The following is a 17,021-nucleotide window of genomic DNA, read 5'->3' on the forward strand; positions in this document are numbered from 1 at the left end:
ACAGTTTCAAGTAACGGTTGCTCCCGTTCCCAGACCATGACTTTCAGTGCGACCGACGCCTGCGGCAACACCGCTACCGCGACCCGCACCGTGTCCTGGACTGTAGACACCACCGCCCCAGTGATTTCGGTGACTGGCCACACAGCAACTCTAGGCTGTAACCCGACTGCTTCAGAGATTACTGCTGCCTTCGGTACAGCAACAGCTTCTGACGGTTGCAGCGGCACAGCTTCCGTGACTGCTACCCCAGGTACAGTTTCAAGTAACGGTTGCTCCCGTTCCCAGACCATGACTTTCAGTGCGACCGACGCCTGCGGCAACACCGCTACCGCGACCCGCACCGTGTCCTGGACTGTAGACACCACCGCCCCAGTGATTACAGTAAGTAGCACACCTCTTACAGGTAGTAACTGTGTTGCGCCTACTCAAGCTCAACTTGAGGCAGCGCTTGGTTCAGCCACAGCTTCTGATAACTGTGGAAATGTGACCGTTACTGCATCAGACGGTGCTGTTCAAGGCCAAGGATGTTATCGTTCTCAAACACGTACATTCACCTCAACAGATGATTGCGGTAACACCGCCACTGAAACTAACACAGTATCTTGGACAGTACCAATAGTAGTTGATTGCTACAGTGTTTGCGTATCAATGGCCAACTATGACCAGAGTAGCAATACTACTACTTTTAGGTTTAGAGTATGTGCAAATGAATGTCCTAATGCGCTATCTTACATAGCTTTCATTATAGGCAGAAGAATAGGAGTTGTGTCACCAGTTAATGGGTCTGTATATAACTACCCTGGTGATCCTAACATAAGCTACAGAGTTTCTGTGCCTATAAGTAATAAAGTTAATGGAATTAAGTTTGAAACAATTGGGGAAGGAATCAGAAACGCATGTGACATTTTTGAGTTCACTCTTGCTGGTAACCAAACACAAACTCCAATTAATATAGAGATCAAAGCAGGTAATAATACTTACAACATTCCTATTAGCAATCCATCTGCTTGTGTATCTTCTCAAACTAATGGAACTACTGCACTTTCAGCAACTTCATCTAGCTCACTTCAAAGTATAGGCGAAGCTGAGGGTGACTTAAGAGCCTATCCAACTCCGTTCTCTGACAAGGCCACAATCGAGTTCACCACTTCTGTGGACGAGAACTACACCGTGCGTCTGTACGACATGAAGGGAGCGCTTGTGAAGGAACTGAAGTCTGGCGCGGCCAAGGCTGGCGTAGTGAACCAGGTGGAGGTTGACGGCAGAAGCCTGCCAGAAGGCCTGTATTTAGGCAGAGTAGTGAGCGACTCCGGATCACAGACTGTCAAATTACTATTGAAACGATAAACCAACATAACAAACAGTAAGGAGGCTGTTTAGAAAGGCGGGGTGCCGGGAGCTTGCTCTTGGCACCCCGTTATTTTTAGATTAATCTGTTATAATTTAGCTAGCTTATACATATGAATGTATTGTATATATTGTATTTATATTTGCATTGTGTTAACATTTATTTACTAAGGTTAATAAGCGTTTAACTTTAAAGCTGTGTAATTTAAGTACAAGAAATTATATCTCTCGTTAAACAAATAAGAGAAGATGAAATGCAGTATAAGACATTTGTATTGCATGAGTAAGTAATAGCGCTACAGATATTCAGCAGAATGCAATAGCTGAAGGTATAATGGATTAAGCTACAATTTATAACCTGTTGATTAATATTTGTTAAACAAAACTTACAGCTTTAGTTACCAAGGCATTTAAACACAACACCGAAATAATAAGCTGGTGTACAGGATCTAAACTCCCCTTTTAGAGCTGATTCTTTAACAATTTAAAAACAGATCATGAAAAAAACCTACCATCTGAAAAAGGTAGGCTGTAAATCTGTTGCCTTCATTTCACAGCCTCCTTAAAATTACCCAGCTATACTTTGCGCCTGCAAAGTGGTTAAGGTCCATTTTATACGGCGGTGTGCATCAGGCAAAGTAAATCAGCCGCAAATCATCAAAAACAATTTATGTAATTTAAACATTTACAGCTATGAACAAATTTTCTTGTTACACGAGTAGAACAGGCAATGTTCTCTCACAGCAGCTGCAGCTAGTATGGCGAATCGCCATGGTAGTAGTAGTTGCTTTTTTATTTTCAGGTAATGCTTATGGGCAAATTCCAGCCTCTTATTGCGATGGTAATCCAGCAGGGTGGCCACTTAGCGGACCTGGTACTGCCAAGATTACAGACAAATTTAACTCGAATGTTGATGATCAGTTTACTGAAGGATCAAAAGACGGGAATCAAATAAATCAAAACGCCTGGGCACTTGGTACTGCTAATGATAAAGGTGACATCATTAATGCCGGAGCCGCGCTTGTAGATGGCTGTGTATTACGCTTCTTCGCTGACCGCTATGCTGTTAATGGTGATGCTGCTATTGGGTTTTGGTTTTATAAAGATCCGAATATAAGTCTTAATCCTGATGGAACTTTTAGCGGCACTCACACGGATGGTGATATCCTGATAGTGGTTAACTTTGTTAACGGCGGTGGAACAGCAGCGCCAGTAACTTATATATGGAGTAGTGGCTCATTAGTAGAAACATCTGTTCAAGGATGTGGTATTACAAACACAACTCAGATGGATGTACCATCAGGTTTAAGTTATCAGTCAAAATCTGGTCCAGCTGGCAAATATCAAGCAGGTGCCTTTTTTGAGGGATATGTGAATTTATGCGGATCAGGTATCGATTTGTGCTTTAGTAGATTCTTAGTTGAAACAAGAAATTCACAGTCGCTAACTGCTTCACTGCAAGATTTTGCTTTAGGTAGCATTGATATCAAGCCTGCTATACCTCAGGGCACAGCAACAGATGAAACATGCTTAGTGAAGGGAACAGTTACTGTTACTAGTCCAATTGTTGGTTTATCTTATAAATTAAGTGGTAATGGGTTTAATCAAACTATAGTAGCAACTGCTGGTAACCCAGTAGTATTTACAGGGTTAGAAGATGGTACTTATAGCCTGACAGCGATAAATACAGCTAGTAACTGTGAGTCAGGGGCTCGTAGTATAGAAGTTGACGCAGACATAACACCGGTGAATGCTCCAGGTGCGTTAGACGTTGACAGATGCGGTCCTGGTACAGTAACATTAGCAGTATCTAACCCACTGGGTGGTGTTACCTACAGATGGTATGCTACCCAAACATCTACAACAATACTTCATACAGGCACCACATTTACTACTCCTAGTCTTAATGCAACTGAAGATTATTGGATCAGTGCTACTGGCGCTAATGGATGCCCAAGTACTAGAACTTCTGTACAGGCTATCATTCAAACGCCTGTTGTGGTAGAAGCTGGTGATAATTTAGCCCGTTGTCAATCTGCATCTGCTCAAGTGGTTCCTCTAACTGGTGCAAGTATAACAGGTGGTGCTACTACTGGTACCTGGACTATTGTATCATCAGTGCCAGCCAATGCAGGAAATACGTTGGGTAATAACACATTGGCTAGTGGTAGCCTTACTGTGGCTGCCAACTACGTTGGTGTGATCACACTACAACTAACAAGCGCAGACCCTCCTGGAGCTTGTCCATTTGTAAGCGATACAAGAACCGTTTCAATTGGGCCAGCTGCTGTCGTTGATGCCGGCGATAACCTTGTGCGTTGCCAATCTGCTTCAGCTCAGGCAGTTGCTCTAACAGGAGCATCAGTTACCGGTGGCGCTGCAACAGGAACCTGGACTATTGTATCTTCTGTGCCAGCCAACGCAGGCAATGTGCTTGGTAACAACACACTTGCCAGTGGTAGCCTGACAGTAGCAGCCAATTATGTAGGCGTTATCACTTTGCAGTTAACAAGTGCCGACCCAGATGGAGCTGGTCCTTGCGTGGCAGTTAGCGATACAAGAACAATTACTATAAATCAAGCTGCAATTGTAGATGCTGGTGATAACTTAACCCGTTGTCAGTCCTCTTCAGCACAGGTTATAGCGTTAACAGGTGCTAGTGTAACAGGCGGTGCTTCAACAGGTACATGGGAAATCGTGTCTTCAGTACCAGCTAATGCAGGTAACGTGTTAGGCAATACTACATTGGCTGGCGGAAGCCTGACAGTTGCTGCTAACTACACTGGTGTAATTACACTTAGATTGACAAGCGCTGATCCTGACGGAGCAGGCCCTTGCCCTGCGGTAAGTGATACAAGAACTGTAACTATAGGCCCAGCTGCAGTGGTAGAGGCAGGTGCTAATCTTGAGCGTTGCCAGTTAAGTACTACACAAGCTATTGCTTTAACAGGAGCAACCGTTAGCGGAGGTACTAATACTGGTACCTGGTCTATTGTTTCCTCTAACCCAGTTAACGCGGGTAATATGCTTAGCAACAGTACGCTAGGAAGTGGTAGCCTGACAGTGGCAGCCAATTATGTAGGCGTTATCACTTTGCAGTTAACAAGTGCCGATCCGGATGGAGCTGGTCCTTGCGTGGCAGTTAGTGATACAAGAACAGTTACTATTTACCCAGCAGCTACTGCTAACGCAGGTGGACCTTACACTGTAGGATGTACTCAGCCACGACAGGTAACTTTAATGGGTACATTTGGTGGCGGAGCAACCAGTGGAAGTTGGAGCGTGCCAATGGGAATGGGTACTGTAGTTGGTAATGTGTATACACCAAGTGCAGCAGCTCTTGAGGCTGGAGTGCCGGTTACACTTACGTACACAACAAATGATCCTGCAGGCCCATGTCTAGCAGCGACTGCTACTGCAATTGTGAACTTTGAAGTTTGCGATGTGTTTGAAGGCTGTACTTTAGGCTACTGGAAGAACCATACAGGTAGCTGGGCATGTTACTCACCAACCACTCTATATGGTAGTATATTTGCAAGTGCACCTGATGAACTTAAAAATATGGAATTGCTTGACGTGCTTAATCTAGGCGGCGGCGGTATCTATAACTTAGCACGTCAGAGTGTAGCAGCCCTATTAAATGCTTGTCATCCACATGTGGATTATGAGTTGACTAGTAGCCAGATTATCAGTAGAGTGAATGCAGCATTTGCTGCTGGTACTAAAAATGCTGCAGGTGCATTAGCAACAGAGCTTGATATGATGAACAACGCTGGTTGCTCTATAGATGCTCATAACAGACCAATAAGCTCTAGTTCATCTTCTTCTCTACAAGGTATAGGCGAGGTTGAAGCTGGTGATCTGAAAGCTTATCCGACTCCGTTCTCTGACAAGGCCACAATCGAGTTCACTACTTCTGTGGATGAGAGCTACACCGTGCGCCTGTACGACATGAGAGGTGCCCTAGTTCAGGAACTGAAATCTGGCGAAGCCAAGGCTGGCGTAGTAAACCAGGTTGAGGTTGACGGCAGAAGCTTACCAGAAGGCCTGTACTTGGGCAGAGTGGTGACTGGCTCCGGATCACAGACTGTTAAGTTACTATTGAAACGATAAACCAACATAACAAACAGTAAGGAGGCTGTTTAGAAAGGCGGGGTGCCGGGAGCTTGCTCTTGGCACCCCGTTATTTTTTATCAAAATATTCAAAGTATTCTTTTATAAATATACTGTGTTGTAACACAGATATGTATAAGTATATTTGAGCGTTCTTGGCTTCCAACTGCTGAACTTATACTTCATATTATCGTCTACTCACCCTCATAACACTATCCTCTACTTACTATATAGGATCGATGTTATAAGTATAATATTATTTAAATAATATTTTGCATAATATTGTTTTGTTGATAGTATGTTGCTGAATTAGTGCAGGAAAATATCTCCTTACTAACTGCGTCTGTATTTGAATAACATCAACATAATTGAAGAAGTTAGAGTATAAGCGCCTCCTTACCCCACCTCCAAACCCTTTAGTACGTTGCGGTAAAGTTTACAGCAGCTGATCACTTGTTTCCCAAACTATACATGATGGTTACGCTTTATGAAAAGTATGGCGGCAGGCTCACTGCAATTTGGTGGGGTTACCTGTTGCGTCCAGGCCCAAAGCAACTGCTCACATAAGTGAGTATTGGTCAAAATCTAAATCAGACACCTTGTTACAGCGCAAGTAATTGCTACAGCTAATAAAACCATAACATTGGCTAAACGGATTTGCTTTGCCCGGTTTTTAATGACGTCTTAAAAGCTTTCTAAACAAAACCTCCAACAACAATGAAACAATTTGACTTTTACCAATTGAGAACGGAGATGATTCTATCCAATCGGCTGTACCGGTTGCCAAAATTTTTCTGTCTCCTATTTTGCTTCGGCCTAATCTTGCTAGCTCAGTCCGTTTATGCCCAAGGCCCATGCCCGGGTAGTAATTGCGTATCTGGTGATATGCGGATTTCAGAAGTTAGGCTCGTACAAAAAACAAGTGCGGGTTATACAGATATGGCAACAACTTGTGATGTAGGACAAACTTTTAATGTAAGTCTAAAAGTTACCATTGATGTTACATCTCAAACCCGCTATGGTTTTGCAGTTATAGCTGATATATACATAAATGATGCTAAAATTACTAAGTCATTAGCCTACTGTGATTCTAAGGATTTTCCGCAAGGCGTAAATATAATTTATGTTGATAAATATGCTGATGGAACACCTATTACATGGAGTTGTGGTACAAAAATTCAGCTCAAAGATGTTTATACAGCTTGGAACAATGCAGTTGAGTCAAGAACTAATCCTAGCATCTGCAATTACTTATCCAAAGATACTGAAGGGAATTACAATGGGTTAATTACAGCTGCCAACTGTAAAAAAATTGCCCCAAAATGTAAATTTTATGGTTCAAACGAGAGTATTACAGTTGTTGCTCCCTTATCAGCCAGCTTTACTACTGTAACTACCTGCGATCAGAATAATCCGGTTTTTAAAACTTATACATTTACAAATACTTCACAGGGAGGGTTCGGAAGTCTTAGTTATAAATGGGAAGTTAAAGTAGCTCCAGCAGAACTATTTACAGAAATGTCTACAGCTACTAATTATTCTTATACACCAACTAGCAGTAATGCATTTACAGTGAAGCTAACAGTTACAGATCAGACCAGTCCTATACCACTTGTTGATACTGAACAGACATTAGTGAATACGCCTGAAACCTGTTGTACTAACCCTATCATAACTGATAAAACAGCTACGATATGTAGTGGAGGGAAATTTACTGTAACTTTAATTTCAGATAATAATAATACAGTACCAGCAAATACAACTTATACATGGGGTGAGCCAGTAAGCAGTCCTACAGGTATTATATCGGGCGGTACTTCACAAACAGATGCAAGTTCAATAAGCCAAACACTTGAAAATAATTCGAGTAATTCTGCAACGTTAACTTATACTGTAACACCAAAGTCCGGTGGATGTGCAGGTAACCCGTTTACAGTTACAGTGACGGTTGATCCAACTACTTTTGGAGGTAGCGTAGGTAATGCCCAGAATGTGTGCAGTGGTAATCAACCTGCAAATAACATTACTTTAAGTGGCCATGTAGGTAATATAGTTAAATGGCAGAGATCGACATCAGATAATTTTATATCAGGGGTGACAGATATTGCAAATACTACTAATACATTAACAGCTGCATCAATAGGAGTACTTACTCAAGATACTTGGTTCAGGGCAGTAGTAAAAAGTGGTGAATGTGCTGCAGCTAATTCTGCCCCAGTGAAAATAACAGTTTATGAAAGTCCAACTGCTGCTACGGTAGGAGGTACACAAAATCGATGTGGAACATTAACTTCTACCTCTCTCGGTGGCAATACTCCAAATGTAGGCACAGGTGCATGGAGTAAAAAAAGTGGTCCAGGATCAGTAACCTTCAGTAATATTAACACAGGTAGCTCAACAGCTACAGTTGATGCGGTAGGTACTTACGTATTTACTTGGACTATATCTAATGGTACATGTACACCTAGTTCAGCAGATATAACTGTAAATTATTATACCGCCCAGTCAGCCCCAACATTAGATACTACACCGCCAACCTGTTCTAATAATAACGGTACTGTAACAGTTACAGCACCACTTGATGGAAACGGTATCGATTACGAGTATAGCAATAATGGTGGTACTAGCTGGCAGGAAACTACTTCTTTTACAGTAGCAGGTGGAGCAAGCTATAGCATTATTGTTAGAAATAAAAACACGACCTGTATTTCTATTGCTACTACTGGAACTATGGCATCTCAACCTTCAGCTCTATCTACGCCGAATGTAACTATATTAACCTATCCTGATTGCTCATCGTCTTCAGGAACTCTTAAAATAGTTAAATCAGTAGAGCCTTTAGAAGAATATGGTTTAGGCTATGAATTTAGCAATAACAATAAGGATTGGGTTGAAAGTCCTGTTTTCAGCTTTACAGCAGGTGCTGGTTACTCACTACATGTTAGGAAAGTAAGCGATATTACTTGTGTAGCTTCAACATCCTGTCAAGGAGAAGGTTCAAGAATAACTTCCCAAACCACCAGCTCCATACAAACAGATGCGCAACCTAAAACTGAAGATCAACTAACTGCCTATCCAGTACCATTCTCACAGAATGTAACACTGGAGTTTAAGGCAGAGCAGTCCGGCAAGTATGAGATCAACTTGTACGATATGAAGGGGCAGCTTGTACGCCAGCTGAAGTCTGGTACTGCAAAAGCAGGAGAGGTTACCCAGATTGAAGTAGACGGAAGAAGTATGGCAGATGGCATGTACCTGGCCCGAATGGTTAGCGGCTCAGGATCTAAAACTGTTAAGCTACTCAAGAAGAACAATTAGATGTAATATTTTATTAAATAGAATTTTAAAGCGGCACCGGGGCTACCTCTGGTGCCGCTTTTTTATTATTTTAAGCTAAGTATAAACTGGCTTGCTGTGTGGGTAAATTTATACTTCCCTCTTAAAGCTTTTTCTGCATGAAGATGATGTATAAGAAGAAGCATGTTTAGACACTATCCCCAACTTTGTTTTTTATACTGTTCACCCATTTCATGTATACTTATACCTGTTGTTATTGCTGAATATTATAATTTATTTAATTAAATAAAGGAATAGTTATATACTTTTATGCTTAAATCCGTACTACTCTAAAATGCAATTAACCGCTTTAGCTAGATTGCAAATGCACTGGCTAATCAGTTAGTGGTATTTACCGCGCCAATAGTACCTATCCTAAGCCCTAATGCTTTCTGATGCAGGAAAACTGCGTCAGCTACTACTATTATTTATACTACAGATAATGGAGCAAAGCACCAGGGTTACCATTTCACCAAATCTTAAGAACCAAAGAACATTATTTGGGGCAAGCCCCTAATTACCGGAAGGTAATGCTATGTATCAGCCTTAAATGATACTTGCAGCCGTCCTGTCTACCGCTGCTTCTCAGCATTGGGTGGCACTGCTGTGCCCACATTTTTCAGAATCATTTATAAACCAATAAACAATAAAAACCCATCACTATGAATTACTTATACCGAAACAAGTATGGCGAGCGCTATGCGTCATCACCCAAGCCATCGAATATGAAATGGCACCTGCTAATGCTACTGATCTCGGCATTGCTTGTGTCTTCTAATGTGTTCGCACAAACATGCCCAGACCTTAACTGTACTTCTAATGATGTAACAGTGCAGCGGGTATACCTGGCAGATGTAAATGGTGTTCCTTTAACGTCGGCCTGCACACCCGGCGAACAGGTACAGGCCTATCTGCACCTGGTGGTATCTACTAATACACCAAGAGTAGGAGCCTTTATATTGGGCACACTTAAAATTGATGGTATGGCCGACCAAGCTGTGGCAAACTGTTTTGGTGTGGCTTTGACGGGCAACAACAATATTCTTAAATACCCGACTCCTGTAAACTGGACTTGCGGCAAAAAAATTATGCTGGTGGATATTTTTGTTGCCTGGGGTACGGGTAACACAGACTTCTGCGTGAACCCGACTACCTGCTCTTCTATTGTGCCATCGAAATGCCGCCGGGAAGCACCTATTGTTGTAGAGGCGCCGCTTATTGCCAGCTTTACAGCACGGGCTTCCTGCACAGAAAATAACCGCTACGAAACTATTGCTGTAAGCGGTTCTGCAACAGGAGGCAAAGCACCTTATACTTATGCTTGGGACTTTAATAACGACGGTGTAACAGATGCAACCACCCAGAACGCTACATATACTTATATGAGCACCGGCGAAAAGATGGTTAAGCTTACCGTAACAGACTCCTCTAGCCCGGCTAAGACAGACATGCATACAAGTATGGTGATGGTGAATGCCTGCTGCACCACCCCGGATGCGAACGCCGGCGACGACATGGTGCTTACCTGTACCACCACAAGCGTAGTCTTAAATGGTAGTTCGGCAACAATGGGGGCAACATATGCCTGGGTAGCCAGCAATGGTGGTAACATTGTATCCGGAGGCGCCACGCTTACACCAACTGTAAACGCCGCAGGTACTTATACTTTAACCGTTACAACAGCAAGAGGTGGCTGCACCGCATCAGATGTGGTAGTGGTAGCAGAAAATAAAGTAGCGCCTGATGTAAACATAAGTACGCCTTCTGTGCCGCATCTTACCTGTACAACACCTACTGCCATGTTAGGCGGATATTCTTCAGTGCAGGGTGCTACATACAAATGGACTGGTCCGGATGGCTTTACAGCTACAACCCAGGGAATTGAGGTTTCTGTAGCGGGCATTTATACGTTAACAGTTACGGATCCGGCCAATGGTTGTACAGCGTCAAAACAGGTTTCAGTAACAGAAGATAAAGAAATAATCTTAAGTGCAGGACTCGACAAAGAGCTGAGTTGCAAAAACACTTCGATTATGCTAGATGGCTCTACGTCTGTGCCGGAGCATTGGAGAAGTGTATCCTGGACAGCCAGCAACGGAGGCAATATTGTATCGGGAGCACATACGCTTACACCAACTGTGAACGCGGCAGGTACTTATACTTTAAAAGTTGTGAATTCGCGTTCAGGTTGCGAGGCTACTGATGTGGTAGTAGTTACTATGGACGATACTAAGCCAACTGCACAGGCAACCGGAGGCATGCTAAGCTGCGCTACAGGTGCACTGCAGCTAAAAGGCTCTTCTACCACACCAGGTGTAACTTACAGCTGGACAGGACCAAACGGCTTTACCTCTATAGAGCAAAACCCGACTGTAACAGTGGCCGGTACTTATATTTTAACGGTAACAAAAAAATCAAACGGGTGCTCTGCAACAGCTACTGCTATTGTAACACCGCAACCAACGCCAGAGCCGGAACTAACCTGCCATATGGAGAACTTCAGCGACGAGAAAATGGGCTTGGTTTCAGTACTTAATACACCAGCGGGCCCGGTGTCTGTATTTGGTCATAAGCGTAACCCGGATGGAAGCTATGCTCCACAAAACCATGCTGCCATTTTCGATACGCAGGCACCTACCGGCGACGATACCGACTTGTACACTGTAGACTGGCATCATGTGCTGATCATTAACCAGGACCAGACCAACGTGCCAAACGACAACCAGTGGGGTGGTGAGTTAGTGCTTGATTTCGCACAGACTGGCCCTGTAGTAATGACCTCCATGCGTGCCTTGGACATCGACGGCTATGAGAGCAACTCGTGGATATACCTGTACGGAGACGAAGGGCAGGAGCTTTACAAGGTGAAACTGCAGGCATTGGGCAATAACAGCCGCCAGACAGTAGACTTGGGTAATACAAGAGGGGTGATGAAGATGAAGATCGTGTTGGATGGCCGCAACGAAATGATGCACTTGGCCGGCTCCGGCGCCTTCGACGAGCTTAAGTTCTGCATCGAAAACGAAGTGGAGAACCCGTGCAACGAAGTGCCGATGGCAAGCGCCGAAAGCAACAAAGCAGTGGCTTATCCAATGCCGTTCAGCGACAGAACTACCGTTGAGTTTACTTTTGTGAAGGGCGGCGAGTATGTGGCAAACCTATACGACCTAAGAGGTAACCTGCTGAAAGAGCTTCAGAAAGGTACTGCACAGGCAGGACAGTTGACTAACGTGGAAGTTGACGGACGTAGCTTACTGAACGGCATCTATATTGCCCGCATCGTGAGCGGCAACGAGGTGAAAACCGTGAAGCTGATTCTGAGAAAATAAAAAGTTAGACATAATGCTGAAAGCTGCCCCGGTGCCTTTGGTGCCGGGGCAGCTTTGTTTTATACTTATAGCGTATTTTTTACGACCTTTGGTATATGCTTAAAGTCGCGATTACAGGACCTGAGTCTACGGGCAAGTCTACTTTGGCGGAGCAGTTAGCGCAACACTACAATACGGTGTGGGTGCCGGAGTATGCGCGCACTTATGTAGGCAACTTAAACAGGCCTTATACTTTGCAGGATATAGAGGCTATTGCGCGCGGACAGTGGGAGCTGGAGCAGCAGGCCATGCAGCAGGCAAACACTATACTTTTTGCCGATACCGATATGCTTGTGCTCAAGATATGGAGCCAACATGCTTTTGGCGAGTGCCCTGCCTGGATATCTGAAAAACTAATGCTGCAGGACTATAACCTTTGCCTGCTAATGGGCGTTGATTTGCCGTGGGAGCCAGACCCGCAGCGTGAGCACCCGCACATGCGCCAGTTCTTCTTTGATTGGTATAAGCGTGAGTTGGAGGCCATGCAGGTACCATTTGTAGAAATAACAGGGCAACAGCAGGAGCGTTTTGCTATGGCACAACAGCACGTTAACAGTCTGCTCCCGAAATCTAATTAAGAAACAAGCTATGCTACACTTTCTCGAGAACGAATATTTTAAAGTAGGCATCGAAAGCCACGGTGCAGAACTGCAGCATTTTATCAAAAATGACGAAGACCTGGAGATGATCTGGGTGGCGGACCCGGCTGTATGGGCTAGCCATGCCCCAAACCTGTTTCCGATTGTAGGGGAGCTGCCAAAACAGCAGTATACTTATGATGGCGAAACCTACCACATGCAACGGCATGGCTTTGCACGCAGCAAAGATTTTAAAGTGAGAGAGGAGAGTGATAAAAAGCTGGTGTTTGAGCTGGAGTATGATGAGGAAACACTGGCACAATACCCGTTTAAGTTTAGGTTGCTGGTGGCCTACAAACTGAATGATAATAGGCTGGAGGTAACCTACAATGTATTTAACGAAGATAAGAAAGCCATGTGGTTCTCGGTAGGAGCCCATCCGGGTTTTAACGTGCCGCTGTACCCCAACGAGCAGTATGAAGACTATTACCTCGAATTTGAGCAGGAAGAAACGCTGCGCCGCTACCTGATAGATGAAAACGGCCTACAAACCGGCGAAACCGAGCTGATTGAGGAGCAAAGCAATATACTGCCGCTCCGGCACCAGTATTTTGATAAAGACGCCATCATACTGAAGGACCTGAATTCAGAAAGACTGGTACTGGCAAGCCATACGGGTCCACGAAAGATAGAGGTAGAGTTTCAGGGATTTCCATACTTGGGTATTTGGGCTAAGCCGGGGCCGTCGCCTTATGTTTGCATAGAGCCATGGTGCGGTATTGCCAGCAGCACAAACGGCAGCGGCGAGTTACAAGACAAAGAGGGAATAAACGAACTGGGCCCGAAGCAGGTGTTCGAGCGCACACTTAGCATCAGGGTTTGGTAAAGGAAGTATAAAACGCGAATTGCGATCTATACTTTGATGATATAAATCCTATCCCTGACTCAGTGCTCTAAACTTAAACTCAAGCTATCATCTCGACGAAAGGAGAGATCTTTTTAGAACTAGTGCAGAAGGAATTTAATAGAGATCTCTCCCAAAGGTCGAGATGACAGGAAACATTAATTTAATGGCGTGGGGAGGGGGAGGTGTGGGTAAATCTAAATCATAAAAACTAAAATCCCCGATTGGCGTACAATCGGGGATTTTAGTTTTTCAGTCAGTGCAGGGACGGTTCCGGGAACTTTGGTACTTTAATGTTCCGGATGTCGTATCTTGGTTCAAAATCACTTATCGGCAATGAAATGCCGGGTGGCAGATCTAAATCTGGTAAATCATCTCCTAGTGGCTCACCTCCGTCATCGTCGTTGTCTGTTGATGGGGGGTGGTTAAATCTTCTGCGTGGGGCAAAAGCATAATATGCTAGTATGGTTAGGAGCGCCATTGTATACAAAATGCTGATCATCATCACAGTTCTACTTAATCATTAATAGTTTCAGCTGGCTTCTGCTACATTCTTATTGGTGCAAAGGGCTATGTAGAGGAATATATGCCATTTACTGTTTTCAACGTACTTTCTGCGTCTGTGGTTTTTGCATTTAAGGAAAAATAACACGCTACTAACCAGCCTGTAGTGTACGTCTGCCCATATGCCTACATTTATTTTTGATTAATAAGGAAATGCCCCCTACCTTTGTCCTTGTTAGGGGTGCCTTAATATAACGGGCTGAGATCATACCCATTGAACCTGATGCGGGTAATGCCGTCGAAGGGAATACAAAACGGTAATAAATGGTAGCGTCATGCTACTCCCCCTGGCATAAATTTTTATGTCAAACTTTTTATCACTTATCATCAATGAAGTACTTAGTATTTGTAATTGCGACCATTGTGTTGCCATTACAGTTGTTCGCGCAACACAACCTGAGCGGACGCGTGGCCGACGCTGCTACTGGCAATGGACTGGCTGGTGCAAATGTGGTGCTGCAAAGCACGGGCGCAGGTGTTGCCACAAACCCACAGGGCGAATTCGAGTTTCCGAACCTACCTGCCGGAGATTACACGCTTAGCATCAGCTACCTGGGCTATGCGGAGAAGAAAGTAACCCTTAGTCTGCCGCAAAGCCAAATAACACACATCAGACTGCGCCAGCAGGCTTTACAAACCAATGAAGTAATTGTGCAGGCCACACGCGCCGACCAGACAACAGGAACCACCTTTACCAATGTAACACGCGAGGAAATAGCGGAACGCAACTTCGGCCAGGACTTGCCATACTTACTCGAGCAGGTGCCGTCGGTAGTGGTAAACTCTGATGCCGGCGCAGGGGTTGGTTATACCGGTATTCGTATCCGGGGCTCCGATATTACCCGCATCAATGTAACGGTAAACGGTATTCCGATAAACGACTCGGAGAGCCACGGTACATTCTTTGTGAACATGCCGGATTTTGCCTCTTCTGTAGAGGATATCCAGGTACAGCGCGGGGTAGGTACATCAACAAACGGTGCCGGAGCCTTTGGTGCAAGTATAAATATCCAAACGCAGCAGGTGCGCCGCGAAGCCTATGCCGAAACAGACAACAGCTACGGCTCTTTTGACACCTGGAAAAATAATGTGCGTTTTGGTACAGGGCTGATCAAAGGCAAATTTGCCTTTGACGGACGTTTGTCGCGCATCAAGTCGGATGGCTATATTGATCGTGCCTTTTCAGACCTGAAATCGCTATACTTTACAGGTGGCTACTATGGCGAAAAAACATCTGTTAAATTCATCACTTTTTCTGGTAAAGAGCAAACGTACCAGGCATGGTATGGCACACCAGAAGCGCTGGTGTATGGCAACGAGCAGGACCTGCAAAACTACATAGACCGCAACTGGATAGAGGGAACCGACAAAGAGAACCTGCTTACTGCCGGCCGCAGGTACAACTACTATACGTACGACAACGAAACCGACAACTACCAGCAAGACCACTACCAACTGCACCTGTCGCATGATTTTATGCCGGGCTTGACCTTCTCTGGTGCGCTGCATTATACGTATGGCCGTGGCTATTACGAGCAATTTAAAGCAGACGATAAACTATCGAAGTATGGCTTACCGAATGTGGTGATAGGTGGAACAGAGATCAAACGCACGGATATTATTCGTCGCCGCTGGCTGGATAACGATTTCTTCGGGGCTACTTACGCGCTGCAGTACCAGCCTAACTCCCGCTTAAATGCCACTTTGGGCGGTGCTTGGAACAAGTATGACGGCGACCATTTTGGTGAAGTGATCTGGGCACGTTATGCCTCCACTTCCGACGTCCGCCACAGATACTACGACAACAATGCCGTAAAAACAGATTTTAACATCTTCGGCAAAGCCACATACGGCTTAACGGATAAACTAAACTTGTTCGGAGACCTGCAGGTGCGCACCATCAACTATGCCTTCGTTGGCTTCGATAACGACCTGGAAAGTATAGAGCAGGACGTGGATTATACTTTTGTGAACCCAAAGGCAGGTATAACTTACAACCTGAAGCCGACGCACCAACTGTATGCTTCTTATGCTGTGGGCAATCGTGAGCCGGTGCGCGACGACTTTACTGAGTCTACTCCAAACAGCCGCCCTAAGCACGAAACGCTTCATAACTGGGAAGCTGGTTACCGCGGTCAAATTGCCCTTTCAGAGGTGGCAGGCAAAGCACTTTTGGCAGACGTGGAGGCAAACCTATACTACATGGACTATAAGAATCAGTTGGTAGTAACCGGCCAGATAAATGATGTAGGTGCCTATACCCGAACAAACATCGACGAGAGTTACCGCCAGGGTATAGAATTGGCAGGTGCCTTGCGTTTAGGCACTACTGCTAAGCTTAGCTCTAACTTAGCTTACAGCCAGAACAAGATAAAAGGCTTTAACGAGTTTATTGATGATTATGACAATGGAGACCAGGTAATGAACAGTTACAACGAATCTACCATTGCCTTCTCGCCAGCCTTTGTTTCATCTACGCAGCTGGAGGTAGAGGTGCTAAAGGGCTTGCGCGCAGCTTTTATCTACAAAACAGTCAGCAAGCAATACCTGGACAACACAGAGAACGAAAGCCGCATTATCCGCCCATATGAGGTAGGTGATCTGCGCCTGCGCTACAACATTGGCTTTAAGAACATACTTAAGGAGCTGGAGTTAGGCTTGATGGTGAATAATGTGTTCAATGAAATGTATGCGGCCAATGGCTATACTTTCAGCTACATTGCCGGTGGCGACCAGATAACTGAGAACTTTTACTACCCACAGGCTACCCGCAACTTCCTGCTGTCTGTTGGGTTAAAATTCTAACTATAA

Annotated in this window: 8 protein-coding genes and 1 riboswitch; of the genes, 7 read left to right on the forward strand and 1 reads right to left on the reverse strand. The window is 44.6% G+C overall.

Features of this window, described 5'->3' with window-relative positions; translation table 11 throughout:
- The 6 genes from H8S84_RS09180 to H8S84_RS09205 all read left to right on the forward strand — a co-directional run.
- A partial coding sequence (locus tag H8S84_RS09180) for a T9SS type A sorting domain-containing protein (protein ID WP_222621622.1) occupies positions 1-1,347 on the forward strand: 1,347 nt, incomplete at its 5' end.
- Positions 1,348-2,040: 693 nt separating this feature from the next.
- Positions 2,041-5,460, forward strand: coding sequence for an Ig-like domain-containing protein (locus tag H8S84_RS09185; protein WP_187067024.1), 3,420 nt, complete (start codon positions 2,041-2,043; stop codon positions 5,458-5,460).
- 717 nt (positions 5,461-6,177) lie between these two features.
- Positions 6,178-8,778: a PKD-like domain-containing protein gene (locus H8S84_RS19985; RefSeq protein WP_222621623.1), complete on the forward strand. Its 2,601-nt coding sequence runs from the start codon at positions 6,178-6,180 to the stop codon at positions 8,776-8,778.
- Between the two features lie 680 nt (positions 8,779-9,458).
- Positions 9,459-12,125, forward strand: a complete 2,667-nt coding sequence (locus H8S84_RS09195) for a PKD domain-containing protein (RefSeq protein ID WP_187067025.1) — start codon at positions 9,459-9,461, stop codon at positions 12,123-12,125.
- A gap of 95 nt (positions 12,126-12,220) precedes the next feature.
- The gene (locus tag H8S84_RS09200; RefSeq protein ID WP_187067026.1) at positions 12,221-12,742 is read left to right on the forward strand and encodes an AAA family ATPase; all 522 of its coding nucleotides are present in this window, start codon (positions 12,221-12,223) and stop codon (positions 12,740-12,742) included.
- A gap of 10 nt (positions 12,743-12,752) precedes the next feature.
- Complete coding sequence (locus H8S84_RS09205) at positions 12,753-13,628, forward strand: aldose 1-epimerase family protein (protein ID WP_187067027.1); 876 nt, start codon at positions 12,753-12,755, stop codon at positions 13,626-13,628.
- A 274-nt stretch (positions 13,629-13,902) separates the two neighbouring features.
- Here the strand turns inward: H8S84_RS09205 and H8S84_RS09210 are convergent, their stop codons facing one another.
- Positions 13,903-14,127, reverse strand: coding sequence for a hypothetical protein (locus H8S84_RS09210; RefSeq protein WP_230407119.1), 225 nt, complete (start codon positions 14,125-14,127; stop codon positions 13,903-13,905).
- Between the two features lie 250 nt (positions 14,128-14,377).
- A riboswitch (TPP riboswitch) is annotated at positions 14,378-14,475 on the forward strand.
- Between the two features lie 65 nt (positions 14,476-14,540).
- Between H8S84_RS09210 and H8S84_RS09215 the strand changes: the two genes are divergently transcribed.
- Complete coding sequence (locus H8S84_RS09215; RefSeq protein ID WP_187067029.1) at positions 14,541-17,015, forward strand: TonB-dependent receptor; 2,475 nt, start codon at positions 14,541-14,543, stop codon at positions 17,013-17,015.
- The last annotated feature ends 6 nt before the right edge of the window (positions 17,016-17,021 follow it).

The organism is Pontibacter cellulosilyticus (assembly GCF_014306105.1).
In the GTDB taxonomy this organism is placed as follows: Bacteria; Bacteroidota; Bacteroidia; order Cytophagales; family Hymenobacteraceae; genus Pontibacter; species Pontibacter cellulosilyticus.